Annotated in this window: 20 protein-coding genes; 17 read left to right on the top strand and 3 right to left on the bottom strand. The window is 54.6% G+C overall.

Annotated features, from left to right (window positions below):
• Positions 1–2 precede the first annotated feature (2 nt).
• The 9 genes from R5L00_RS12010 (at position 3) to R5L00_RS11970 (ending at position 8,361) form a co-directional block, all read left to right on the top strand.
• Complete coding sequence (locus R5L00_RS12010) at positions 3–584, top strand: SCP2 domain-containing protein (protein WP_107694259.1); 582 nt, start codon at positions 3–5, stop codon at positions 582–584.
• A gap of 137 nt (positions 585–721) precedes the next feature.
• On the top strand, positions 722–2,239 hold the full coding sequence (ubiB, locus tag R5L00_RS12005) for a ubiquinone biosynthesis regulatory protein kinase UbiB (protein ID WP_107694260.1): 1,518 nt from the start codon (positions 722–724) through the stop codon (positions 2,237–2,239).
• Between the two features lie 186 nt (positions 2,240–2,425).
• Positions 2,426–3,511, top strand: coding sequence for an ABC transporter ATP-binding protein (locus R5L00_RS12000; RefSeq protein ID WP_317651934.1), 1,086 nt, complete (start codon positions 2,426–2,428; stop codon positions 3,509–3,511).
• Positions 3,504–4,415, top strand: a complete 912-nt coding sequence (locus R5L00_RS11995) for an ABC transporter permease (RefSeq protein WP_107694262.1) — start codon at positions 3,504–3,506, stop codon at positions 4,413–4,415. The genes R5L00_RS12000 and R5L00_RS11995 overlap by 8 nt, the downstream gene beginning before the upstream one ends.
• Before the next feature lies 1 nt (position 4,416).
• Complete coding sequence (locus tag R5L00_RS11990; protein ID WP_317651932.1) at positions 4,417–5,208, top strand: ABC transporter permease; 792 nt, start codon at positions 4,417–4,419, stop codon at positions 5,206–5,208.
• A gap of 3 nt (positions 5,209–5,211) precedes the next feature.
• The gene (locus tag R5L00_RS11985; protein ID WP_317651930.1) at positions 5,212–6,336 is read left to right on the top strand and encodes a spermidine/putrescine ABC transporter substrate-binding protein; all 1,125 of its coding nucleotides are present in this window, start codon (positions 5,212–5,214) and stop codon (positions 6,334–6,336) included.
• 61 nt (positions 6,337–6,397) lie between these two features.
• Positions 6,398–6,709: a (2Fe-2S) ferredoxin domain-containing protein gene (locus tag R5L00_RS11980; RefSeq protein WP_107694264.1), complete on the top strand. Its 312-nt coding sequence runs from the start codon at positions 6,398–6,400 to the stop codon at positions 6,707–6,709.
• Between the two features lie 218 nt (positions 6,710–6,927).
• On the top strand, positions 6,928–7,599 hold the full coding sequence (locus R5L00_RS11975; RefSeq protein ID WP_107694265.1) for an alpha/beta hydrolase: 672 nt from the start codon (positions 6,928–6,930) through the stop codon (positions 7,597–7,599).
• A gap of 522 nt (positions 7,600–8,121) precedes the next feature.
• On the top strand, positions 8,122–8,361 hold the full coding sequence (locus R5L00_RS11970; RefSeq protein ID WP_317651928.1) for a DUF2905 domain-containing protein: 240 nt from the start codon (positions 8,122–8,124) through the stop codon (positions 8,359–8,361).
• 523 nt (positions 8,362–8,884) lie between these two features.
• On the opposite strand, the gene R5L00_RS11965 is transcribed toward R5L00_RS11970, so the two are convergent.
• Positions 8,885–11,968, bottom strand: a complete 3,084-nt coding sequence (locus tag R5L00_RS11965; RefSeq protein ID WP_317651926.1) for a transglycosylase domain-containing protein — start codon at positions 11,966–11,968, stop codon at positions 8,885–8,887.
• A gap of 284 nt (positions 11,969–12,252) precedes the next feature.
• Between R5L00_RS11965 and R5L00_RS11960 the strand changes: the two genes are divergently transcribed.
• From R5L00_RS11960 to R5L00_RS11925, 8 genes are all read left to right on the top strand, one after another.
• Positions 12,253–13,062, top strand: a complete 810-nt coding sequence (locus tag R5L00_RS11960) for a carotenoid biosynthesis protein (protein ID WP_317651924.1) — start codon at positions 12,253–12,255, stop codon at positions 13,060–13,062.
• Positions 13,063–13,207: 145 nt separating this feature from the next.
• On the top strand, positions 13,208–13,516 hold the full coding sequence (locus R5L00_RS11955) for a c-type cytochrome (protein ID WP_107694368.1): 309 nt from the start codon (positions 13,208–13,210) through the stop codon (positions 13,514–13,516).
• Positions 13,517–13,687: 171 nt separating this feature from the next.
• Positions 13,688–14,194, top strand: coding sequence for a DUF1499 domain-containing protein (locus R5L00_RS11950; RefSeq protein WP_317651923.1), 507 nt, complete (start codon positions 13,688–13,690; stop codon positions 14,192–14,194).
• 90 nt (positions 14,195–14,284) lie between these two features.
• Positions 14,285–16,693, top strand: a complete 2,409-nt coding sequence (locus tag R5L00_RS11945; protein ID WP_317651921.1) for a penicillin acylase family protein — start codon at positions 14,285–14,287, stop codon at positions 16,691–16,693.
• Positions 16,694–17,112: 419 nt separating this feature from the next.
• Positions 17,113–18,369, top strand: a complete 1,257-nt coding sequence (locus tag R5L00_RS11940; RefSeq protein ID WP_317651919.1) for a PQQ-dependent sugar dehydrogenase — start codon at positions 17,113–17,115, stop codon at positions 18,367–18,369.
• 397 nt (positions 18,370–18,766) lie between these two features.
• Entirely contained in the window at positions 18,767–19,807 is a 1,041-nt protein-coding gene (locus tag R5L00_RS11935; protein ID WP_317651917.1) for a phytoene/squalene synthase family protein, read from the top strand.
• Positions 19,808–19,940: 133 nt separating this feature from the next.
• Positions 19,941–21,593: a hypothetical protein gene (locus R5L00_RS11930; protein ID WP_317651915.1), complete on the top strand. Its 1,653-nt coding sequence runs from the start codon at positions 19,941–19,943 to the stop codon at positions 21,591–21,593.
• Positions 21,594–21,788: 195 nt separating this feature from the next.
• Positions 21,789–22,049: a hypothetical protein gene (locus R5L00_RS11925; protein WP_317651913.1), complete on the top strand. Its 261-nt coding sequence runs from the start codon at positions 21,789–21,791 to the stop codon at positions 22,047–22,049.
• Between the two features lie 87 nt (positions 22,050–22,136).
• On the opposite strand, the gene dinB is transcribed toward R5L00_RS11925, so the two are convergent.
• Both dinB and R5L00_RS11915 read right to left on the bottom strand, forming a co-directional pair.
• Positions 22,137–23,306, bottom strand: a complete 1,170-nt coding sequence (dinB, locus tag R5L00_RS11920; protein ID WP_317651911.1) for a DNA polymerase IV — start codon at positions 23,304–23,306, stop codon at positions 22,137–22,139.
• Between the two features lie 36 nt (positions 23,307–23,342).
• Positions 23,343–25,844, bottom strand: coding sequence for an ABC transporter permease (locus tag R5L00_RS11915; protein ID WP_107694276.1), 2,502 nt, complete (start codon positions 25,842–25,844; stop codon positions 23,343–23,345).
• Between the last annotated feature and the right edge of the window lie 229 nt (positions 25,845–26,073).

Raw genomic sequence — 26,073 nt, 5'->3', positions numbered from 1 at the left:
CGATGCTGGCCTCCCTCGCGATAGCCCCGCTCAACCACTTGCTGCATGGGGAAAGCTGGGCGCGCAAGAGGCTGCAGGCCTATGCCGGGAAGACAGCGCGCTTTCGTCTTCCTCCCTTCATTGACCTCGCCCTGACCATAAAAGCCAGCGGCGAGGTGTCCACTGCCCCGAGCAATACTCGCGATGACGCGATTCTCACAGTTGACCCGGTGTTGTTGCCGCGTTTGCTTGCCCGTGACGAAGACGCGTTTCGCAGCGTCCGGGTTTCTGGCGATGGCGCATTCGCTGACGAGATCCTACATATTGGTAAAAATCTAAGCTGGAACCTTGAAGAGGATTTGAGCGGCATTATGGGCGATATCCTCGCGCATCGCGCTGTTCTGGCGGGTCAAAGTCTAGCGCATTGGCACACCGAAACCATCCGGAATTTGTTGCAGATGTCGCTGGAATATTTAACCGAAGAACGGCCTTTGCTCGCAAAGCCCTTTTACATGTATGAGTTCGTCCATGAAGTAAGCGCGTTGCAAGAGGCCGCCTTAAATCTGGACAAACGTGTGAATGCGCTCATGAAAAGACCCCGATAACAACTGGCACAACTGAGAAGACCCTGCCGCACCGCTGGGTTACATTGGGACAGGCGCTGGCAAATTAAGGTTAATCGCCGGTCGCTATATTTGTTCAGTGGTGCTTAACTACAGACGAACTGCCGTCATTAGAATAAATGCGTTTTCTTCGTCTTCTCACAATTCTGACTGTAGCGTTCCGTTTCGGCCTGGATGAATTTTTTCTTGCCCATGAGCGGCTACGCTTTGTACGGCCAGTCGTCAAACTCGCCACGTTCTGGCGCCGGCTGGACAAAGCTCGCGGTGAACGCCTTCGTCTGGCGCTGGAGGCCCTGGGTCCCATTTTTGTCAAATTTGGCCAGATGCTTTCCACCCGGCGCGATTTGCTGCCACAGGATATTGCGGACGAGCTGGCTAAACTGCAAGATCAGGTTCCTCCGTTTCCTTCCAACATCGCGCTGGCTACCCTGGAGCAGGTTTATGGGAAATCCGTCAATGAAGTCTTTCTGGTCTTCGATGCCGAGCCGGTAGCGAGCGCTTCGATCGCGCAGGTTCATCTCGCGGTACTTCACGATGGCACAGAGGTGGCGGTTAAGGTGCTTCGTCCCGGCATTGCTCCCGTGATTGCACACGACATTGCATTAATGGAAACCGGTGCGTTGCTGGTTGAATCCCTGTGGCCCGACGGCAAGCGGTTGAAACCGAGGGAGGTGGTGACCGAGTTCGCGCGACACTTGGACGATGAGCTGGATTTGATGCGCGAGGCATCCAACTGCAGCCAGTTGCGACGAAATTTTCTCGACTCGCCGCTCTTATTGGTACCAGAGGTTTATTGGGATTACTGCTATTCGACTGTCATGGTGATGCAGCGCGTCAAAGGAACGCCAATCAGCCAGGTGGCGAAGCTGCGCGAACAGGGTATCGATATTCCGAGACTTGCCAGGGTTGGCGTGGAAATCTTTTTTACCCAGGTATTCCGGGATGGCTACTTTCACGCCGATATGCATCCCGGCAATATTTTCGTGGGTAGCGATGGCCGTTACATAGCGGTGGATTTCGGCATCATGGGTACCCTCACCGACGAGGACAAGAATTACCTCGCGCAAAATTTTCTGGCATTCTTCCGGCGCGACTATAAAAGGGTGGCGGAAGCCCATGTTGAAGCGGGATGGGCGCCGAAAGACACTCGCGTTAATGATTTTGAAACCGCGATCCGCGCTGTATGCGAACCGATTTTCGATAAGCCGCTAAGCGAAATTTCTTTCGGCCGCGTATTGCTGCGACTGTTTCAGACCTCACGCCAATTCAATGTGGAGATTCAGCCTCAGCTGGTCATGCTGCAGAAAACACTGTTGAATATCGAAGGACTTGGGCGCGATCTCGACCCCAATCTCGATCTGTGGACTACCGCAAAACCGTATCTGGAAAACTGGATGTCTGATCAGCTCGGCTGGCGTGGATTCAGCCGCCGCATGAACAAGGAGGCATCAAGCTGGGCAGTCATATTCCCCCAGTTTCCACGTCTGCTACACCACGCCTTAAGCGACGATCGCGCGCAGGCGATGGATGAAAAAATCAGCGAGATGCTCATTGAACAGCGGCGCCAGAGTCGTTTGCTGGCGATGCTCGCAGTCTTGCTGGCAGTGCTGCTGCTGTGGCAGTTATGGTTATGGTGACAGAACAACTTGGTCCGTTTCTCCAAGCCTTTATTACGGCGGCGTAAAACTTCAGCCACCGCCCCATCGTTCTTTGATAGCTGCACCGATCGTAGAACGTTCCCCACTTGACCCGTCCCCAGAATATCTCAAACATTGAGACAGGGTGAATTTTGGTAAAATCCCCGTTTTTTTGTTGGCACGACGATGGCGCTACTGGAAATCCGTAATGTTACTCGGCGCTTTGGCAGCTATATCGCCGTCGATAATGTGTCGATCACCGTTGAGACGGGCGAATTCTTCACTCTTCTTGGTCCGTCGGGTTGCGGAAAAACAACGCTGTTACGGATGATAGCTGGCTTCGATCTTCCCGACTCGGGACAAATCCTGCTTGACGGCCGGGATCTGGTTGGTACGCCGCCGGAAAAAAGGCCTGTTCATACTGTATTCCAGACCTATGCCCTTTTTCCTCACATGACGGTTGCAGACAATATTGCGTTTCCGCTCAAGATGGCGGGCAAGGCTTTACCGGAAATAAAAGTCCGAGTCGGCGAGGCGTTGAACGGAGTCCGCTTGTCGAATTTCGGCCACCGTTTTCCGCATGAATTGTCGGGAGGACAAAAACAGCGTGTCGCATTGGCAAGAAGTCTGGTTAATCGGCCACGGCTGTTGTTGCTGGATGAGCCGCTGGGCGCGCTCGACGCAAAGCTGCGCGAGGAAATGCAGATCGAGCTTATCAATCTTCAGAAAGAAGTGGGGATTACTTTCATTTTTGTAACTCATGCGCAGAATGAGGCATTGGCGCTGTCGCATCGTATAGCAGTGATGAACCGTGGCACCGTCGAGCAGGTTGACGAGCCTTCAAAAATTTACGGTTTTCCAGGAAACCGGTTCGTAGCGGATTTCATTGGCAAGATCAGCATGATGAGCGCACGGGTGCTGGAAGCCGCGCCGTCTTATCTGAAACTTGAGATCCCTGCATTAGGGGAAGTTATCACTGCAGGTAAAGATGGGGTGAAAGCAGGCGACAACGGCTTGATTGCAATTCGGCCTGAACAGGTTCGAATATCGCATCCTTCGGAACAACCTCATCTGAAAAATCATTTTCCGGGCAAAGTGCACGATTTTCTGTATGTCGGTGATGTCACGACTTATATCGTCGAGCTCTCCAACGGGGCGTATATCGAAGCGTTACTGCCCAATTCCTCGCCGGGAAGAGCCAAGTTTTACGAGGTTGGCGATGCCGTGGCGGTCTCGTGGCGTCATGACGCAGGAATTTTTTTGCATGAGTAAGGGAGAAACCAGGGAAAGCCGCGCCGCCAGATTATTGATCGGCGGTCCCCCGCTATTATTCCTGTTAGTATTTTTTGTCGGCCCCAGTCTCATCATGATTCTGACTTCGTTCCGCTTCCCGGGCGAGTTTGGCGGCCTGGCCCCCCTCGCGGCGCCTGCGGGAAACCTGGATAGCGAGCATGGTTTCACGCCGGAAGCCTACCAGTTCTTCTTCAGCGACCTGCTTTACGCGGAAATTTTCCTTAAATCCTTCGGCGTGGCGGCGGCCACCACGTCGATATGTCTCGTCATGGCCTATCCGTTGGCGGTGCTGATCGCGCGCAGCGAACAACGTTTCCGTAACCTGCTGGTCCTGCTGGTGGTCCTGCCGTTCGCAAGCAATTTTCTTATCCGTATTTATGCCTGGATGATCATTCTCGGGCCTGAATCCGCCCTCAGCCATTTTGTTAATGGGATTCTCGGCGTATTCGGCGTTGGACCAGTGACACTGCTGTTTTCGCCATTTGCGGTATTGGTGGGCATGGTGTACGTGCATCTGCCATTTATGGTGCTGCCGCTTTACACCAACCTGGAGAAGCACGACCCGTCGCTTCTGAACGCAGCCCAGGATCTTGGCGCGAACAGTTGGCAGCGGTTTTGGCGGATCACCTGGCCCCTATCCCTGCCGGGTGTATTTTCAGGCTCCGCACTCGTATTTATCCCCGTGTTAGGCATGTTCGCCGTTCCCGACATACTCGGGGGCACGGGTGATATTCTTATCGGCAACCTGATCAAGGATCAATTCCTCGGCACCCGCGATTGGCCATTCGGCTCGGCGCTTTCAATCATGCTAACGCTGGCAGTGCTATCTGTCGCTGCACTGGCCACATGGCTCGCGCGACCCGCTACCGGGCAGCGGGCATAGCATGAAGCGCGGCGATATCTGGCTGTGGCTGGCAGCAGCGCTGGTCTTCGCCTTCCTCTATATTCCTCTCGTTATTGTGGTCGTGTATTCATTCAATGACTCCCGACTGAATGCTGAATGGGTCGGCTTTACTTTGTCCTGGTACAAGGCGTTGTTCAATAACTCCGAGATGCTTACAGCGGCCGGGAATTCGCTGATCATCGCGCTGAGCGCGAGTTTCAGCGCCACCGTACTGGGCACGATGGCGGGCCTGGCAATCCATCGATACAACTTTAAAGTTTTGCCGGTGCTGGTCTTCACTCCGGTTGCAATGCCTGAAATCCTTCTCGGCGTGGCGCTGCTGTTATTCTTTTTGCAAGTCCTTAATTTAACGCTGGGCATGGTTTCAATCATCATCGCCCACACCACATTCTGCATCGGCTTTGTCGCCATTATCGTACGGGCACGGCTTCAGGACATGGACGAGAGTCTTTTTGAAGCGGCACGAGATCTTGGGGCATCCTCCTGGCAAACGTTCCGCCTGGTTACGCTACCGCTTATCGCCCCGGCGTTGGCGGCGGGAGCCCTGATGTCGTTTACCCTTTCGATAGATGACTTCGTCATTACCTTCTTTACCAAGGGTGTTGGCGAACCCATCCTGCCCATCCAGATCTATACCATGATAAAGGTCGCGGTGACGCCTGAAGTGAATGCGATTTCCACGTTACTGATGCTGCTTACCCTGGTCATGATCATTATCGCGGCAAGGCTCGACTCCAGGGCCTCATCGAGCGAAATGAAAACGTCGCGCTAAGTTATGTGCCCCGCACGTTTCTACCGGCCTCTGGCGCCGCTCATTTTCATGCTCGCGTGGCTAATCGCGTTCACTTCCGGGTGTAACGGTCAGAATGAGAACGTCGCTTTTCCCCAAAAAGACGGGAATGTGCTGTATCTATTCAATTGGAATAACTATATCGCACCCGAAACGGTCAGCCGCTTCGAGAAGTTCTGCGATTGCAAATTGTCTCAGGATTATTACTCCGACAACGAGGAAATGCTGGCAAAGCTCGCAGCCGGCGCGACCGGTTACGATCTCATCGTCCCCACCAGCAATGCGATGGACACCCTGATTCGGCAAGGCGCCCTCAAGCCGTTGGATAAGTCGTTATTGCCGAATCTGAAAAACATCGACCCTTTATACCTCGATACGCCGTTCGATCCCGGCAACAGGTATTCCGTCCCTTACGCCTATACAATCAGCCTGCTTGGCTTCAACCAGGAAAAAATAAAACAACTGGGCCTGCCTATGGACACCTGGGCAATAATTTTCGAACCAAGATATCTCGAAAAGATCAAGGGTCGCGTGACCGTGCTCGACAGCCAGCGTGAATTGATGGCCGCGGCGCTTAAATACCTTGGCTATTCGATAAATGACACGGATGAAAAGCATTGGAAGGAAGCAGTAGATTTAATCGTTCGCGCCAAGCCCTACTGGGCGGCTTTCAGCAATACCAGTTATATCAAGGAACTTGCCACCGGAAACCTATGGGTAGCGCATGGGTATTCCAATGACATGTTTCAGGCGGCGCTTGATGCAAAAAAAACCGGAAGAGCATTCACCATTGGATACTCGACCCCAAATGAGGGCGCGGTTCTTGCGCTCGACAGCATGGTGTTGCATAGAAGTGGAAACCGCCCCGACCTGGCCCATCAATTCATCAATTTCATGCTGGAAGGAAAAAATTCCGCCGAACTCACCAACCACCTGGGATCGGGCAATCCCAACGCTGACGCGATGCAGTACGTTCAACCGGAACTTGCAACCAACAACGCAATATTTCCCGGTCCCGAATTGCTCGGCCGCCTGGAAATGTTGCGAGACCTTGACCGAAAGGAGCGGCGCCTGCTGAGCCGCTTGTGGACTGAAATCAAGTTGAGATAGCCATTGACGATCCGTATAATCGTTTATCGTTCATATCGCACAATTGCGCACAATTATTCCTATGAGTTATTACCAGCGGCATGTATTTTTCTGCGTGAACCAGCGCGAGGCAGGCGCATTATGTTGCAACAATTTTGGCGCCCAGGCTTTGCGCGACTACGCGAAGGAACGCGTCAAGGCGTTGAGGCTCGATAGCAAAAGCAAAAGAATACGCATTAACAATTCTGGCTGCCTCGACCGCTGCAATGAAGGGCCGGTGATTGTGGTTTATCCCGAAGGCGTTTGGTACACGTATGTGGATAAGGAGGATATCGACGAAATTATTGAGGAGCACCTGAAAAACGGCCGTGTCGTGGAACGGTTGCGAATCTGACCGAGTCTTTTCACGACGGATACCTTTCACTCGGTAACTCTACATAGTTCTCTGTGAGCACGTTATCGCCTGGCTTGAAGATTCACGCGATCACAGCGCATTGAAGTAACCCAGCACTCGGCCACCTAACCCCATCTCGAGTCAATCCCTCTTTTCAAGCCGACCGCGTATCGGGGCTGAACGACAACACGACCCTATTTAACTGGCTGAGCGTACCGTTGAACGAGCATAGTACTCAGAAAATATTCTCTGATGGGCCCGCGGGCAAGCTTGAAACGATTCTGGCTGAACCCAGTTCGCCTTTGCCGCGCGGTATCGCCGTGATTGCACACCCTCACCCGCTGTATGGCGGAACCATGAATAACAAGGTAGTACATACCCTGTTCAAATCATTTCTCGATTTAGGATTTATTACAGTCAAATTCAATTTTCGCGGCGTGGAACAAAGCGAAGGTGACATTAACGCGGGTGACACCAGTTCGGGTGAAGTGGAAGACGTGCTTGCGGTGGTCGAAACGGCGAAAAACAGATTTGCTGATCGTTTTAGCGCCCCGCCGCCGTTACTGCTGGCCGGGTTTTCTTTCGGCGGCGCGGTTCAGGCATACGCCGCGGAGCACCTCAAGCCGCAAACGGTGGTTATGGTGGCGCCGGCGGTTCAGCGCCTGAACGCTCCACCCGTCGCCCACCGCGACGTCAAACAGTTCGAAGGGACGCCCGCACGCGTTCTAATCATTCATGGCGATCAGGATGACGTAGTCTCCCTCGCGTCTGTGCTGGAGTGGGCAGCTCCTCAGGAATTACCTGTCGTTGTCGTTCCAGGAGCCGAACATTTCTTTCACCGGCGATTGCATATTCTCAAACACATCGTTCTGGATTGGTGCCGGCCGTGACGAAAACATTCGGTCGAAACAGTTTGGAGCAATGACGCAATAGCGAGCCACGCTCCCCGAATGACGCTGGGCGAATGGCCACGAAAGCGAAGATTCAAATGTTTAAGAAATTCGATACTTCAGCGCTCATCTGGCGAACCCCGCCGCCGCGAGCCCTTGCACTGCCCGATCCCTCCCGCCTTGCGGTCCCTCGGGCAACGCTCCAGGACTCAGATACATCTCAGCATCATTGATCTGAAGTTGTCAAAAAAATCCCATCTGTTTTGACATTTCGGGCGCGTTCGTTTTCGCGTCTATGGATTTAACCTGGTCTTGAGTCGCAATTATCATAAAGGGTGAGGTTGGCCTCTGGACCGACCTCGAGGCTGGGAACTTTATTTTCCCAGTCGAACCCGAACGGGGAGAAGCCGCGACAGAGAAAAATACGGGAAAGCAGTGCGGCTTTATTCGGGATCACCAATACGGAATGTGATGCAAAATTGATCTTTGGTAATAAACCGCCTACGCTTATCGGCAGGATTCATGGTTCTCTCGCCAACCGGGAATCAGCACATTTCTATGCAACGTATACTTATCCTGCTCGGCATATTGCTATTGGTTGCCGGCTTGGCATGGCCCTGGTTATCTAAATTGCCGTTTGGCCGGCTCCCTGGAGATATCAGCATAGAGCGGGAGAATTTCAGCTTCTATTTTCCGCTGACTACCAGTCTGCTGGTATCTCTGATTCTATCGTTGCTGCTCTGGTGGTGGTTCCGAAAGTAAACAGATCCGGGAGAATCTGAACAAGACGTGCGCGGATCGCTCAGGTAGTAAATGAGCTGGTAAAATTGGCTCTCGCGGAGATCGCTAGTCCGGCTGCCTGTCGGCGAACGGCGATTGCGGTAGGCTCAGAGCGTCGCCAAAGGACTTTGGATACGGCGGGGAGTACCCCACCGGCCCCTAGCCTGACTCTACCTCGGCTGGTATGGTATCGCCTGAAAGAACTTGTTCAGATAGAGAGGATAAACGTGGATTTATATGAATCGATGGTGTTCTGGTTCGCCAAAGAGTTCGTTAAAGCGATTCTCGCCCTCGGGTTGATTCTAGGCATTATCATTTTTTTCCAATGGATCAATAGCGATGACTGAGGATGGTATCTGCACGAATTCCAGGCCACACATCCCCACACGCACTGTGAACCACCGGACCCGCCCCTGGAAATGCCGAATCGCTATCAGTTTTGCAATCTTTGATCGCTTGGCGCGACGTGGCCTCGATACAACTTGTATTCATCCGCATCACCCTCTCAGCTCGAGCTCATTTCTCTTTTTTCCTTGGTTTCTTTTGGCACGCGGTTTTTAGACGATGCCCGCACCATTGAGCCTTGTTCGGGCAGGGGCTGAGCATTATCTATCAGTGGTTTCAGGGTAGGTAGAAGGTGTTTCATTACCTGGGTGGACAGCGCCGAGGTAAATGTATAGTTCGCCGCTTCTGCACCCGGCACAAACGCAGTCATCGTCCCGAAGAAGCGATCCCCGATGAAGAATACAAACGTTGCGGAGCGATTGACAGCACGGGATTCCTTTATGACACCCGGCGACGAAAAGGTAATATGGCGGTGATCCCCGGTTCCTGTTTTTCCACCGATCAGCATTTCAGCCCCATCCTCTTCTACGATCGCCCGCGCAAGCCTGGAAGCTGTACCCGTCTCCACAACGTCCGCCAGAACGCTCCGCAACGCCGCGGCCAGCTCAGGCGAAAACATTTGTTCACCCCGAACGGGAGCCCGCTCGACAAGGGTTTCAAACGGAGTATCCGCTGCAAAGCGCATGCGTTCAATCAGCACGTTAGGTACGCGAAGCCCATTATTGAGGATGATACCCATCAGTTCCGCCAGCGCAGCGGGATGATCAGCTGAACTGCCGATCGCTGTCGCAAGCGAGGGCACGAGCGAATCAAACGGGTAGCCCAGGCGTTTCCAGCTTCGATGAATTTCCAGGAAGGCCTCAAGCTCTAACAGGCCGCGAATTCGGATATCCTGGGAGTTCTTGTGTATCGTCTTGAACAGCCACTGGTAGACAGCTACCCGTTCGCCTCCACTGGCCTCGATCACATCCTTGTACTGAGCATGAGGGTTCGAAATCAGGTAGCGAACCAGCCACAATTCCAGTGGGTGGACTGTCACGATGTAGCCCTGATCCGCAAGTGAATACTTACCCGGAGCATATTCGTCGTACAGGTCTTGCAGCTTCGCGAATGTCAGGCCTTTGGAACCGGGCAGGTATTGGGTCAGGAATGCCTGAAACTGTGAGAACGTAGACGCCGGGTAAACATAGCGGTACGCGGCTGCCAACCTCCGGGGTGTGTGCCGAAAGCTGGCAAAGAATATCTCGCTTGCCGGGCCTGGGTTCGCTGTTTTTCCCTTATATTTTTGATAAAACCGGTGGATGAATTCCCTCCCCTCCCTATCCGCGAAGCGCCTGAGGTATTCCCCGCGGCCGGTATCCCTGACGTCCTTCAGGATTTTTGCGGACGAACCCGTGACCTGAAACATGTAATGACGCACGATATCGCGCATCAAGCGGATGTATACCAGATTGACCGAATTGAGTGTCGCCTCCCGCACGCTTAAAATCTGGCGGTCATCCTGCCGCTTGAAATTATGAAAAACATGCAGTCCGCCTCCAGTGAAGAAGCGTTCCTCGGGACTGGCGGAATACCTGCGGTCCAGGCCCGCGTTCAGCATTGCGGCCAGGCTCTTGTCCTTGGCCTGCAACAGGTAGCCGACTGCCCAGCGGCTGAGAACGTCGCTCGGATCAATATCTTGTTTTCGTAACGCGTTTGGTGCCAATCCTGCATATTTTCCATGCAGTGTTTCGATAATTTCAAGGTATGTCACCAGCGTACGTAACTTTGCCGTTGAACCCAGATCCAGCTTGGTGCCCTGGTTAATATCCAACGGTTGCTCAAAATTGTCCGCCATGATGCGGAACTTGGCGCCTTGGGGGGTTAATTCCGACAGCGTGAAGCTGTATATGATTTTTCCAGGGTCTTCTGTCTCCAGCATGCGGTGTCCGTAGAGACCCGCCGTCCGCGCATACTCGCTGTCCTTGAGATTGCGCAGCAGATCGGTAGTCTTTTTTTGAAGGTCTGCATCGAGCGTGCTCTGCACTGAAAGGTCCAGCCGATCCAGGTCATATAATCGCCGCAACCCGAGCTGGGTGGCAATACGCACGCGAACAGCATTCACCGCCTTCTGCGCCGAGAAACTCCTCGCTTCGTCCAGCGCCGCGGTATCACGAAAACGCAACGGTAGTTTGAGCGCGACATTAGTGAGGGCGGGCTCTATCACACCAGCCTGAGCCAATACTCGAAGGTAGCTATCGGTAAGCTCAGCGAGTTCCTTGCGGCCAGCAAGCAGATAATAGGAAGGTCTCCGCTGGGCGATCATGAGACTCAGCACATGCTTATAACGTAGCGCAGTCTCGACAAGCGCGTCTCCTTGAACGAAGCGTGAATGAAGGATGTGGTTGGTTTCATCAAAATCCATGCCATACCACGCCCACAATGCATCTCCCAGTCCGTTCGTTTCTCCGAATCCGGGAGCGGCCGCAAGCGGGACCGTATTGAGGTAATCGACTACGATCTGCTTCCGAACTGGTAATGTATTTTCTCCATACAGGTAAGCCCGCACTGAAGCGGATGCCATCTGCTGAAGCTTATCCTCTGCGCTCATCGTCATGCCATTGGGGGAATGGCGATATTTTTCGATTTGTGTGGCAAGCGTGCTTCCACCGGGCACATCATGTTCCTCTCGGAAAAATTGGATCGACTTATCCATCACTGCTTTCCCCAACCGAGTCCAGTCGACAGCCGGGTTCTTTTTTGGATGGGCTGTATCAAGCAAGTCACGGTTTTCGATAAAAAGCAGGCTGTCGGTCACCACTGACGGAACCGATTCAAAATGATCGTAGACGCGGCCCGGAAAATTGGCGCGATACAATTGCTTCCCGTTTCCTGCGGTAATTTCCAGTCCTGCCTGGGATTTCTCCGGGTAAGGGATGAACAAGCCTTGTTCGACCAGTTCCTGCATTCGCGGCGATACTCGCGCTTGAGCCTGTACTTCGAAGCCATGCTTTGTCAAACTCTGGAGCAACTCCGGCAGTCGGCTATAGCCCAGGCGGATATCGTACGGCCCGGCCTGGGAAAGATGCAAATCGCTTCGCCCGGGTTGCATTTCCCAGCGCACGTCCTGAAGCAACGTCGTCAGATGACGCGCCTGATACGCAGACGTTTCCGCTTCCCGGTAGAGCAGGAAAGCTGCGATAGAAAGCGCAACCAGAAGCAGGATTAGAACCGTGAAAGCGAAAAGCTTGAGTACACGCCTCACGATAAAATAATTATAAATAGCATGTAGTCAGGTACTTACTGTTGTAAACAAACACAGCGCAAGAAGAGCATTTAACAGCTTTCTGAATTGGCTGCTTTTATGGCTTAATGCGCGTGCTGGAAAAGTGCCTCTCGTCCATGATTTACGGCAATTTAGGAACGTTTTTCAACCCGATGCATGAAGAGCAGCGCGTCCAAAATACGTACAACACAAGCGATCTGCCGTGCACTGCAAGTTTATTGGTGATTCAGAATTTCCCATCCACGGAATTGACGGAACATTAGATGGAATATCTCAGCCTTATACTTAACACAATAGTTCTTCGCCCCTATGTTTTCATTTTCCTTGCTGCGTTTCTATTCGCGGCCAGTCGGCTGATTGGCTGGCGGCGGACGATCTGCTTCTGGGGAATCACCTACGTCGTGGCATTTTTGTGTGAGTTCTCCTCCACCCGCACTGGTATCCCCTTCGGCTGGTATCACTATACGGGTTTGACAGCCGGGCAGGAATTGTATATCGCTGATGTGCCCTTCATGGATTCGCTCTCGTTTCCTTTCCTTCTCTATGCCAGTTATTGCATGTCGCTGGCTTTTATCCTGCCTTCCACGAGTACTCAGAAATCCCGATGGAGCGTTCCGATAATCAGGCTGGAGTTCCCGCTCACTACGAGAACCGGGTGGCCGGTGATGGTGCTTACAATACTTTTTTTTACATTCATCGACATTATCATTGATCCAATCGCTCTTCAGGGAGAACGATGGTTTCTAGGCCGCATCTATTACTACCCGGAACCCGGTACGCACTTCGGGGTTCCGATAGCAAACTACATCGGCTGGGCTGTCGTTGGCCTGCTTTCGCTCCGAGCATACCTTCCACTGGATCGCAGACTTGGCCAAGCCGGAGCAGCGTCTCCACACGTAACTTTGCCGGTGCTTCTCGGGTGCGGGCTTTATTACGGCGTATTGATCTTCAATCTCGCCGTAACCTTCTGGATCGGAGAACTTCTCTTGGGAACAACTGGCGTATTTATCTATCTTCCCGTCACGGTTCTGCTTGCACTTCGGCTTTTTGGATACCTGCCGGCAAAGAGTTAAGCAAGCAGACTGATCCGCCTTCGAGTCGAGAGTTCCTCAACTGATTGTCCCATCATATACAAGTACCTCAACCGTCCTTGGGGCGATATAATGCTGCCCTGGAAACTTGGTTTATATTGTAAAAAAAATCGGAGCAGAGCATAAAATGAAGCAAATCACCTTATTGTTAATCGCTGTTGCATCTGCGGGTTTAATTGGCTGCTCGAAGACAGATAACTATACGCCGGCCGAGAGCGCTAGCGGAGAAGACATATTTTATGCAAACTGCACGAAATGCCACAAACCGGAAGCGGCTGGCAACGTCATGACTTTAAACACAGCAATGGCGAATAAGGATGCGATCATCGGGAAAGTTCATAAAGGCAGCATGGGAATGCCCGCCTTTCCAAACATTAAGGGTGAACCCGCACAACGTCTAGCAGAATTCATATTGGCAAATAGCAAGACCAAGTAGCTCAGTATGAATAACGGTTGCCAATGATGAGCTGACGCGGCGGCCGGGACGATTGAATCCAGTCTGCATGCCTCCTTTAACGATTGACGGAATAATCAGCATGATCACCACTTCGGCAAAGGTGCGAGTCGGTTTTATTTCCTGTCACATCGTTGGGCAGCTTTCTCCAGCATGGTGATGGTCAAGTGGGCGATCATCATCGTCGCCCTCGTTGTTATTGCGGGCTTACTCGCCGGTCAACTTGGGCTGCTAAAAGGCACTCCGCCTACCGATCTCGGTTTGCATGAAGGGAGGCTCAAACCGCCCTCGAAAACGCCTAACAGTGTTTCCAGCCAGGCTTCGCTCTACCCTGATCACCCACAGCGCAGCTACGCGGATATCGCACCCCTGCCAGCTAATGGCGAACCCGAGGAGGCTGCACTGGACCGGATCGCCAACATTGTGGAGGCGATGGATGGCGCAAAAATAGTCAAGAAGGAACCCGGCTACCTGTACGCACAATTCACCACCCGTCTAATGAAATACGTGGACGACGCGGAGTTCTGGTTCGATCCGGCTGCGGGGGTCATTCAGGTACGATCGGCGTCGCGGCTGGGAAGCTCTGATCTCGGCGTAAACCGTAAACGTATCGAATTCATCCGGCAAAAGCTGCAAAATTCCAGACACCTCCTCCGTTAAATCCTGCCGGTGCAAAGACCGACAGACTCGGCCACCATCCGTCCGCAATAATCCAGCGGCATTGCGTGGGCTCGATCTCTTTTATCCGCTATGACTACTGCGCTTCGCACCGGATACAGGCTAGTACTCGCGGTATTCATGCTGGCGCTGTTGGCGACCGGCTCCATCTGGTTGTTACTGCACGGCAGCCTGCCGGAATACAGCGGCACTGTGAATGTCAGCGCCCTGACTGAACCTGTAACTGTGGAACGCGACAGCCTTGGCACTGTAACGATACGCGCGCAGGATCGGTTCGGAATGATCTGGGGATTGGGCTACGTCCACGCCCAGGAGCGCTTTTTCGAGATGGATCTGATGCGGCGCCGGGCAGCCGGCGAATTGGCCGAGACATTTGGACCAGCAGCGCTGCCGTCGGACCGGGAGGCGCGAAGACATCGCATGCGCTCACGCGCCGCGGCGATATTGGACGCGTTGCCGGACGAACAGCGACAGCTGCTGGACATCTATCGTGACGGGGTAAATCAAGGTCTGGGCGCACTTGCCATCCGTCCCTTTCCGTATCTCCTGACGCGCACACGTCCGGTCGAATGGCGCAGCGAAGACAGTATACTGGTCGTGAAGTCCATGTACTTTACCTTGAATGATGTCAATGACTCGCGCGAAATTGCCTTCTCTGCCATGCGCGCGGCACTGCCTGAAAGCGCCTACCGTTTCCTGACAGCAAGCGGTGGCTCATGGGATGCGCCGCTGATCGGGGCGGCGCTTGAGTGGCCCGAACCCCCGTCTCCTGACGAACTCGATCTTCGCAAGCTCGACCCTGCCCTCATATCCCCGAAAAACGGACCACCTCTTGATGAGTCCGTTGATCAGCTGCCGGGCAGCAATAGTTTTGCGGTGGCCGGACCACTCGCCGGCGGTGCTGCGCTCATCGCAAACGATATGCATCTGAAGTTGCGTGTACCTAATATATGGTTCCGCACGCGCTTGATTTATCCCAATTCCCGCGACCCCGGACTCATGAACGACATCATCGGTGTCAGCCTTCCCGGTACGCCGGCAATCACCGTCGGCTCCAATCGCAAGATTGCCTGGAGCTTTACCAATACTTACGGTGATTTTATAGATTGGGTTCGTGTCGCACGCCATCCAACCGACGCCTTGCGCTACAGAAGCGCAACTGGATGGAAAGCTATTACCGTTCACCACGAAGTTTTGCATGTGCGTGGAGCACAGGATGAAACGCTCGATATTTACGAGACCGAGTGGGGTCCCATTCTATCGACCGACCACGACGGGACGCCACTTGCACAGGCATGGACCGCCCATCGGCCGGGTTCCGTGAATATGGCGCTTACCGATCTGGAGCAGGCCGAAACTGTCGACGAAGCGGTCTCAATTGCACACAACGCGGGCATCCCGGCGCAGAATTTCATCGTTGGGGACAAGCAGGGGAAGATTGCGTGGACCATCGCGGGACGCATCCCGGCGCGAGCGGGCGGATACGATCCAACAATTCCCGCGGACTGGAGCCATCCGGACACAGGATGGCAGGGCTGGCTTACTCCAGCGCAATATCCACTCATTCTGGCCCCCTCAACACGGCGCCTGTGGAGCGCCAATGCCCGCTCTGTCGAAGGGCTTATGCTCGAACGACTTGGCGATGGCGGATATGATCTTGGCGCGCGTGCGAAACAAATACGCGACGGTTTGTATGAACGTGAGCACTTCACCCCGGCTGCTATGCTGGAACTTCAGCTCGACGACCGCGCGCTATTCCTGAACCGGTGGCGAGAACTTCTGGACCAGACCCTGAGCCGCGCTGAAGCAGCGCCTTGGCGCAGCGAGATGCAGCAAGCGCTGCGAGACTGGGATGGACACGCCTCTACGGCTTCTGTTTCATACCGCCTTGTGCGCGCCTTCCGTCAGGAGGCGATCCACCGCGCGCTCGAGGGCTTTGAAGCAGCGGTCCGGCAAAAACATCAGACCTTTGCTATGCCGATCTTGAATCAGGCCGAACATCCCGTATGGATGTTGATCGAGCACCGACCCCAGCATCTGTTACCGTCACCATATGTTGATTGGGAAGCCTTGCTGCGCGCCTGCGCCAAAAATGTAGCGAAGCGGATGCAACAGCAACCTGGCGGCATCGCTGCACGCCCTTGGGGAGAACACAATACGGCAAACATCCGCCACCCCATCAGCCGCGCCCTGCCCGAGCCGATCGCTAACTGGCTCGATATGCCACGAGTCGAATTGCCTGGGGACAGCAAGATGCCACGGGTGCAATCACCCGACTTCGGCGCTTCCAACCGTTTCGCGGTGTCGCCGGGCCGTGAAGAGCAGGGCTATTTTGCAATGCCGGGCGGCCAGAGTGGACATCCTCTCTCCCCCTATTACGGCAGTGGGCACGCCAGCTGGGTTAATGGCGAACAGACTCCATTTCTCCCAGGGCCCCCCGAGCAAACGCTATACCTCCGCCCGACCGCAAAGGCGCGATGACCCGGGTTACACAGCCGCTCTGCAGTGATTTACGGATGACGTCAATTCTGCTGCCTGCTCTATCCTGCCAACGGAGTGCGTAATTCACCTAGAGAGCGCGTAAACCCGTTATGCCGCCCTTCACAGGCGCCCCCACTAACTCCTTTTTCATGGGCGATTTACCGGGGAAAACCGGCTCTACATGGAGCGACCGAACCATTCGCTTTAAGTTCGCCACCGCACAGAACCCGATCGGGTTTTGTAATAAAATGAAGATGGACGCGCCTGAGCTGTATTCCCCCATATCTTCCGCCATAACAAATGGCCCAAGATAGCGTGAGAAGATTGCGGGCACGCGACCGCAGTCGCCAACGCTATGGACACAGCCGCTACCCTCAGGTAACAGGCAGGTACTCATAAATTCGAATCAAGGAACAATCATGAAAAAAATAATTTTTACCTTGTTCGCCGCGGGTTTTACCAACCTCGTATCCGCAGCAATTCCCCCTCTTAAAACTGAAGTCGTTGCCAGCGGATTTAATCGGCCCTTGTTTGCGACCGCGCCCAACGGAGATTCGCGGCTATTCATCGTGGAGCAGGGCGGCCTGGTCAAAGTCTTGCAAAACGGAGCTGTGCTGCCGACTCCGTTCCTTGATTTGTCGGCCAAGGTCGACACTACTGGCGAGCGCGGCCTTGTGGGCATGACGTTTGATCCCGGCTTTGAGACCAATCGGCGCTTCTATGTAGATTACATAGATAAGACCACACTTGATACTGTGGTAGCGACTTATCAGGCAAGCGCGTCACTACCCAACGTCGCCGATACGGCTACGGCCCAGACAATCCTGACCGTCGCGCAGCCTGAATTCGCCAATCACAAGGCTGGATGGATCGGTTTTCGCCCGGGAGAAGCTACGAACCTCTATATCGCGACTGGGGATGGCGGGTCTGCCAATGATCCTCAGAATCGGGCGCAAAATCTCAATGAGAATCTCGGCAAAATTTTACGGGTCGATGTGTCGGCTGATCGTTTTCCTGCCGACCCGACCCAATACGGCTATGGCATCCCAAGCGGCAACATCACGACCGGCAACCCTGAAATTTATGCCTCGGGTTTACGCAACCCATTTCGCGACAGCTTCGATCGGGAAACCGGTACTTTCTATATCGCCGATGTTGGTCAGAATCAGCGCGAGGAGATCAATATCGGCGCAGCCGGAGCCAACTATGGCTGGCGCAAGTTCGAGGGTACTCTAGTAAATTTCCCGGATGACCCTCCGGTGCCGAATCATACGCCACCTATCTTCGAATATAACAACGAAGGCAGTGCGGGCGTTATTGGCGGTTACGTATACCGTGGCGAGACGATTGACGGACTGGCGGGAACCTATTTTTTTGCGGACCTTGCAACCGACAAAGTCACTTCTTTCCGCTTCACTGAAGGCGGTGGCATTACTGAACTTACCGACCGCACTGCCGAACTCATCTCTCCGACCGGTATTTCCGGATCCATTACTTCCTTTGGCGAGGATGGATTTGGCAACCTCTATCTGGTGAGCTTTGATGGCGGCAAGATAGGAATGATCTCCGCCATACCGGAGGCGGAGGGCTGGGCCATGATGCTGGCGGGCATGGCCTTGGTTTCCGCATGGGTCCGGCGCCGGCAAAAAATCGCGGCGCCAGCGATGCCATTGTGATTCTCAGAGATAGCTGTCTGGCGGCTCGACACGAACGGGCGCGACGCAAGCGGCTCCAGCAGTAATATTCATGTTTCCCCCCAATTCTGGTGGGGGGACCATCCACCCGCCTCAAGCAGAGTCTCGGCTTGCCCCGTCTTTTCCCGTTTCACCCCCGAAACTATATTTCCCGATCGTAAGCCGTTAGAATAGGACATATTCCAATGCGCCAATCGAGGCGTGGGCAATCAGAGCGCATTGCCCGTTGTGACGGCGCCTCGTCAAAAGGACGCCATGCCAGCAGCCTCTTTCGCTACTCCCCATACCGCGATGACGCTTACCAGCTATGGACAGCTCTTGACCTTCAGCTTCGGCAACCTGTATTGTTCGGCACGTTAGCAGTTCGGAATTCCTATCCTTGAGCACGTACGCCGCCTCACATGAACTCCTGCACGGGATTCTGAAGCAGGTTTCCCGTTCGTTTTATCTCACGCTCAACGTGCTGCCGGATGGCGTGCGTGATCAGATGGGTTTGTCCTATCTGTTCGCGCGCGCAGCCGATACCATTGCCGACACGGACCTGATCGACCGTGCGCAACGCCTGAAATACCTGAATCAGTTCCGGGATCAATTTAAAACGGACGCGATTGACTGGCAGGCAGTGCGAGAGATTCAAACAGCTCTCGTTCCTCATCAGAAGGATTCGGGGGAAAGCATTCTGCTGCAACAGCTGGAAGATTGTTTCAAAGTGTATGAAAGATTCCCCAGCGACGACCGCCAGCGAATTCAGTGGTTGATGACGGTGCTGCCGCAGGGCATGGAGATGGATTTGACCCGCTTTCACGCCGAATCAAGCGGACAGCTCGCTGCTTTTTCCACACTGGACGAGTTGGACCGGTACACTTACTATGTCGCGGGATGTGTTGGCGAATTCTGGACCAGGATGGTCTGCGCGCACCGCCCGGGAATGGAGCGGTGGAATGTCGATGAGATGTCGGCCGTCGGCGTGAGGTTCGGCAAAGGGTTGCAACTTACCAATATCGTCAAGGATATCGCCCGGGATCTGCGAAATGGGCGCTGTTATGTGCCGGAATCGCTGCTCACGGAAGCAGGGTTGAAACCAGCGGATCTGCTGGTCGAAGCTAATCTGCCCCGGTTCAGGCCGGTTCTGCGTAAGCTTATCACGCTGGCGATGGAACACCTGGATGAAGGCTGGACCTATACCATGGCCATCCCCGTTTCTGAAATCCGCCAGCGGCTGGCCTGCATCTGGCCGATAATATTGGCCGGGGAGACCTTGAAGCGAGTCGCAGCAGCTGAGGATTTGTTGAACCCTGCGGTGAATGTCAAGGTACCCCGGAGCGTTGTATATCGGGTGATGGCAATCACGACCTTAACCTGCGCGAACGCGTTTGTGGCAACCTCTTACTGGAATCACGTGAGAGATCAGCTTGTCTGACCCGCAGCCGGGCTCAGTATTGTAGCGACGGATCGCCACTGTAGAAGCAAGGTAAAGGTGAGTCCTAGCGGCGGCTAAAAACTCATCCCACACGCCTCCCAATCGGTAACACGGCAATGCGAAACCCGACTTCATGGCAACCGTAACACCTACCACCGGCCTTGTTTCGACGGTCGGCCGCTGGCTCGATGCCAACATCCTCGCGCTCGGGCGGGAGATGCGGTTGTCGTACCTGCCCCCGCTGATGGTTTACGCCGCGGCCGGCATCTCCGGTCTCACGGCGATTGTAGGGACATTTTACGTCAAGGAGCGGCTGGGACTTTCCGCCGAGTTTCTGGCGGCACTTGGGTTCTGGATGATGCTGCCGTGGGCGCTGAAGATGCCGCTAGGTCATCTGGTTGACCTGCTGTGGCGCTGGAAAAGCTTGCTCGTGTACATGGGCGCGGGTCTGATCACACTGAGCGTGCTGATCATGATCGGCCTTCTCGGGCATCCGGAGGCCATGCGGGCAGTTGCGACAGTTGAAGCATGGTACATAGCCGCTGCAATGCTAGCGCCCGTTGGCTACGTACTTCAGGACGTAGTGGCCGATGCGATGACGGTGGAAGCAGTGCCGCGAGTGGATGAGCATGGCCAGCCGCTGTCGCCGGAAACTCGGAAGTCCATGCACGTCACCATGCAGACCCTGGGTCGAGTCGCCATCATTACGGGCGGGATACTGGTTTCCGTCGTTAACGTTTTCGTATTGCGAGGCGTGGGGGAACTGCCCGAGTCGGAGAAAGCGGCTGCCTATTTATATGTCTACGAACTCGCCCTGATCATTCCGCTTGTTTCAGTGTGCGGGGTTGTGTTTGCCGCGTGGTTAAGGCGCCGGGACTTGGCGCGGTTTATGGCGCAAGGGCACAGCCGTGCAGAAAGTGAAGCAATGCTCGGCGCAGACACCATACCGCCACCGGTAAACTGGTGGATCTTGGGCGGCGGACTGGCCTTTACTGCAGTATCGCTGAGCGTCGGCCTCAGCCGTATTTCGGGTGGAGAGGAAATTATCTTCGCCATTTCCATGGCCATCGTATTATTCCTGATGTGGCGATTGACGGGGGAACTGCAACCCGAAGCGCGGAACGTGCTTGTTGGCACCGCCGTTCTCATATTTGTGTTCCGCGCCATACCGGGGCCGGGCGCCGGCTCAACATGGTGGATGATCGATAGTCTCGGTTTCGACCAGGAATTCCTTGCCACCCTATCGCTAATAGGCGCGATTCTGACGCTTTTCGGAATGTTTGTTTTCCGCCGCTTTATGGCCGAACGCTCAATTGCGTACATCGTAGGGTTTTTAACCGTGGCAGGGACACTGCTATCGCTGCCGACCATTGGCATGTATTTCGGACTGCATGAGTGGACCGCTGCCCTGACCGGCGGCGTCGTGGATGCGCGGTTTATTGCCGTGATCGATACCGCGCTGGAATCACCTCTCGGGCAGATTGCGATGATTCCGATGCTTGCCTGGATCGCCAACTCGGCACCAGACAATCTAAAAGCGACTTTTTTTGCGGTGATGGCGTCGTTCACCAACCTCGCCCTGTCCGCTTCGCAGCTTGCAACGAAGTACATGAACCAGATCTTCGTCGTGACTCGCGAGGTAAAGGACCCCGAAACGGGTCAGATCGTCGTTCCTGCAGATTACGGCGAACTGGGACTGTTATTGATTTTAGTGACCGCGATCGGGTTTGCACTGCCACTGCTGGTCATCCTGATCCTGAAATATACGCGCTTCCGCAACGCCTGAGAACTGGACGGGTGCGCTTGACAACGTTTGAGCCGGGGCACATCATTCGCCCGGACGAGGCGCTGGAACAAGGTGAATAATCATTTCAGTACGCGATTTCCTCCCCTGAGCCCAGCTGGGATTCGCGTGTCCACAATTGCGGACCATAGCAAAATGCAACCCACATCGCGACAAGAACGCTGGATAACACCGTTTATGCTGCTGCTGATCGTTTTTACGGCCTCAATGTCGTATTGGCTTTGGCGCGCCCATGCTCAGGTATCGCTGGAAATCGAGTTGGCCTGTCGCCTTCCTGGTGCCGAAGCATGCGCTTCGGCCAACGCGCGCTACATGAATAGTTTCTATGCTGCCTTGCTTTCGCAGATGTTTCCCTGGATTCTTCCGTTTATCCCCGCGTTCATTTATGTCTTCTTTTTTCGTTGGCTCCGAAAAAACAAACCGCCACCTGAGGCTTAGTTCGGCAACATCACAGTGGATCCCTTCGCCAAGAGCCTGACAAGGCAGACGCCCCCAAAACCACATCCCATCCTCGGGGGGACTTGTTCAGAGGTTCCCCAACGCCAGCGGAAGTTGTTCCTGCCGCGGAAGGGGCCCGCTTTCTGCAACGCTGCCCGACGATAGCGAGCTGGCGCGCACGCCCAATAGACGCAATCTTCGCTTCAGCGGCACGCGTCGGAGGCAGTCCTCGGCCGCGCGCCGAATGGCGATAGCATCGGCTGTTGGAAAAGGCAATGTAACGTCCCTGGTCACGGTGTGAAAATCGTCATAGCGTAACTTGATGCTGATGGTTCGGCCGACATAACCTTTGCGCTGGAGGTCGTGCGCCACCCCGCCGCAAAGTGAGGTAAAGACTTCCGACAGGATGTGGCGATCATACCGCGCGTGAAGGTCGCGCTCGAATGTTGTCTCACGACTGATCGACTTGGGCTCCCCATTGGTAACTACCGAGCGATCATCGATCCCGTGCGAGACCTCATGCAGCCAGCGACCGTAGCTGCGGCCAAAGTTTGACTGAAGAAAACCGGGGTCCGCCTCGGCCAGTTCGGCAATCGTAGTAATGCCCAGGGCCGCCAGCTTCTGGTTTGCCTTGGGGCCGATTCCGTTAATTTTTGCGACCGGCAAAGGCCAGATCCGTTCAGGAATATCTGTAAAGTCCAGGATGGTGAGGCCATCCGGCTTGTTCAAGTCCGAGCAGATTTTGGCTAGCAGTTTGTTGGGCGCAATGCCTATGGAGCAGGAAAGCGCCGTGCTTTCCCGCACCACCTGTTTGATACGCAGGGCAACCGTCCCCGACTCTTCGGGCAGACCGCTCAGATCAATGTAGATTTCATCAATGCCATGATCTTCGATGTGGGGCGCGATACTGGCAACCGCAGCTTTAAACAGATGTGAATAATGACGATAAGCGCGGAAATCGGCGGGAAGCAAAATTGCATCCGGCGCTAATTGCGCAGCTTTCATCAGGCCCATGCCGGAGGAAACCCCGAAAACGCGAGCTTCATAGGTTGCAGTAGTCACAACCCCACGGCCGGCGTAATTTCGCAGCCGCACAAAACGGCGAGTGCCGTCCTCCAGAAGCACCGGGCTTTCATCGCTTCGGCCACCGATCGCCACAGGCTGTCCGCGTAACTCAGGGTAGCGAAGCAACTCGACCGACGCATAAAACGCATCCATATCGAGATGAGCGATGCGACGGGGCCCTTTTAATTCCATTTCGTCAGGAAAAGCGGGGAGAGCCTAAATCGCTCATCAAATGTTCCGCAATGTCAGCAGCGGTGGCGTCGAAAGCGCCGAACGGGTCCCCATCAACCCCGCCACCGTCACGCCGACCACGCCGCCAGCCAAACCGGTCAGCCATATCCACGGATTGAAGGTGTAAGTCAGATTCAACGCATATTCACCGACGACATAGCCCAAGGCAGTCGCGCCTGCCGCAGCGAAAAGCCCGGCCAAGCCGCCAAGAATAGCAAATTCGGCTGCCCAGGCGCGCGCAAGTTGTCCCCGCTTTGCCCCTAGGGTACGGAAAATGGCAGCCTCATGAATGCGCTCATCCTGTGTAGACACGATCGCCGCATACAGTACCGCCAGTCCAGCAAGCAACGTGAACAGAAACACGAATTCCACGGCCTGGGTAACCTGCTCGATCATCTTCTGGACCTGGGTGATAATAGACGCCACGTCTATAACGAGAAGATTCGGAAAGGCTTTGATCAGTTGGTTTGTCAGATCCAGGGACCCCGGCGGCAGGTGGAAGCTGGTAATGTAGCTCGCCGGGTAATTTTCCAGCACGCCCGGTGGTGTCACTACAAAAAAATTGACGCGAAACGAGTCCCAATTCACTTTACGCAAGCTGGTGACTTCGGCGGAGAATGTACTGCCCGCGATATCGTACGTGAGCACATCGCCTATATTGATCCCAACCGTTTTCGCGATATCCTCCTCCATCGACAGTATCGCTTTCCCGCTGTCCCCTTCTTTCCACCACCGGCCTTTCACGATCTGGTTATCGCTCTGCATTTTGTCGGCCCATGACAAATTGAATTCCCGCTCCACCAGGCGTTTTGCGCGTATATCCACAAAATCCTCGGATGCAATTGGCTTGTCGTTGATAGCAGTCAGGCGACCCCGCACCATCGGGAAAATCGGCGGTTGCGCCAATTTATGACGAATAAAAAATTCCGCCAGCGGCTGTAGCTGGTCTTTCTGAATATTGACCAGAAAATGGTTAGGCGCGTCGGGCGGCAGGCTGGTGCGCCAATTTTGCAGCAGGTCGTCCCGAATCAGTGTCAGCGCGAGCAGCGCCATTAGCCCCAACCCCAATGCAACTGCCTGTACTACGCTGGCAGTGGCTCGGCGCCGGATGCTTGCCAGGCCGTAGCGCCACGGACCCCCTGTCCGGCTACGCATGTGCGTCAGGGCGTTAACCAATACGAACCCGATTAATCCAAATACTGCTATGGCGGCAGTGAAGCCGCCAATGACCGATGCACCCAAGCGTATATCGCCCGCTTTCCATAGAAAAAGCGCAGATAATGCAGCCAGTCCCAGCACATATCCCGTTATGCTATAGCTGTTCGGCAAGCCAATATCCCTCCGGAGGACCCGCAAGGCAGGCACGCTGCGCAAATTGAGCAAGGGTGGCAGTGCAAAACCAAGCAATAACACCATCCCGCTCAGCAGGCCATGTATGGCTGGCCATATGCTCGGCCAGGGCAACTCCGCTTCCACCCAGCCTGAAAGCCAGAAAGTCAGCATCTGCTGTGCGATGAAGCCGAGCAGGCAACCAATGCCGCTCGCGATCAGCCCCAATGTAAGGAAGTGATAAAGGTACAGGCGCAACATCGCTGACTGACTCGCACCCAGACACCGCATTACGGCACAGCCATCCAGATGGCGTTGGGTGAAGCGGCGCACGGCGAGCGCTGCCGCGGCTGCCGCCAGCACGACGCTTGCAAGAGCAGCGAGACTTAGAAATTTTTCCGCCCGCTCCAATGCGGCTTTGATTTCGGGGCGGGCGTCGCGTATGCCTTCAATTCGTTCACCAAGCATCAAACGCGATTGCGCCCAACTGCGGAAACGCTCCACTGCGCCGGATTCCCCCGCAACCAGCAGACGGTAGCTGATCCGGCTGCCTTGCTGCACCAGGCCGGTCGCCGGCAAATCGGCCGCATTGATCAGCAACCTTGGTCGGAGATTGATAAAGCCGATGGAATAGTCGGGCTCCTGGGTTATGAGGGCGGCAACCGTTAGGGTCGCCGCCCCCACTTCAATCATCTCGCCCCGTTTCAACTCAAGGCGTACCATTAGTTTCTCGTCTACCCATGCCGAGCCGGACGCGGGAATTGAGTGGGCAGCCTGGGCAGTCTGGGCCGAGGCATCGCCAAAATGCTCACTGATGCGAAGATCGCCACGCAATGGATAACCCTCAGTCACGGCCTTGATTTCTGTCAAGAGACTATTGTCCCCTTTCGCGACCATGCTGGGAAACTTGAGCGCGGTGGAAATGTTCAACCCGCGACGTTTCGCCTCCGCGGCATAATGCGGGGGAAGCGCATGATCGGAGAAAATGATCAGATCGGCCCCCAGCAACTGGTTACCCTGACGAGAAAGGGCCAACTGCACGCGGTCAGCAAAAAATCCAACTGTGGTCATTCCCCCCACTGCAATGACGAGCGCAAAAGCCAGTACCCTCAATTCGCCTGCGCGCCAATCGCGGCGAAGCATCCGCAATGAAAGTTTGAATAGGTTCATGTAGTCGCGACGGCCGTTATGTTGGTGGCTCTGGGAATATGAGATACAAGCAGCGAATGGATTCAGCTTAACAGGCTGAAACCTTTATCGGTCCGTATTACTAAATTTGCGTTCGCGGCCCGGAATATCGGTGGTTTGAATCATCATCGTCAAGCTAAACGCCGGCTGATCCGGCCCCGGCAATCCTGGCGGCGGATATAAGATAAAAATTCAAAAATGGCATTAAGCG

Source organism: Nitrosospira sp. Is2 (genome assembly GCF_033095785.1).
In the GTDB taxonomy this organism is placed as follows: domain Bacteria; phylum Pseudomonadota; class Gammaproteobacteria; order Burkholderiales; family Nitrosomonadaceae; genus Nitrosospira.
This window is presented reverse-complemented; position numbering and strand designations above follow the sequence as displayed.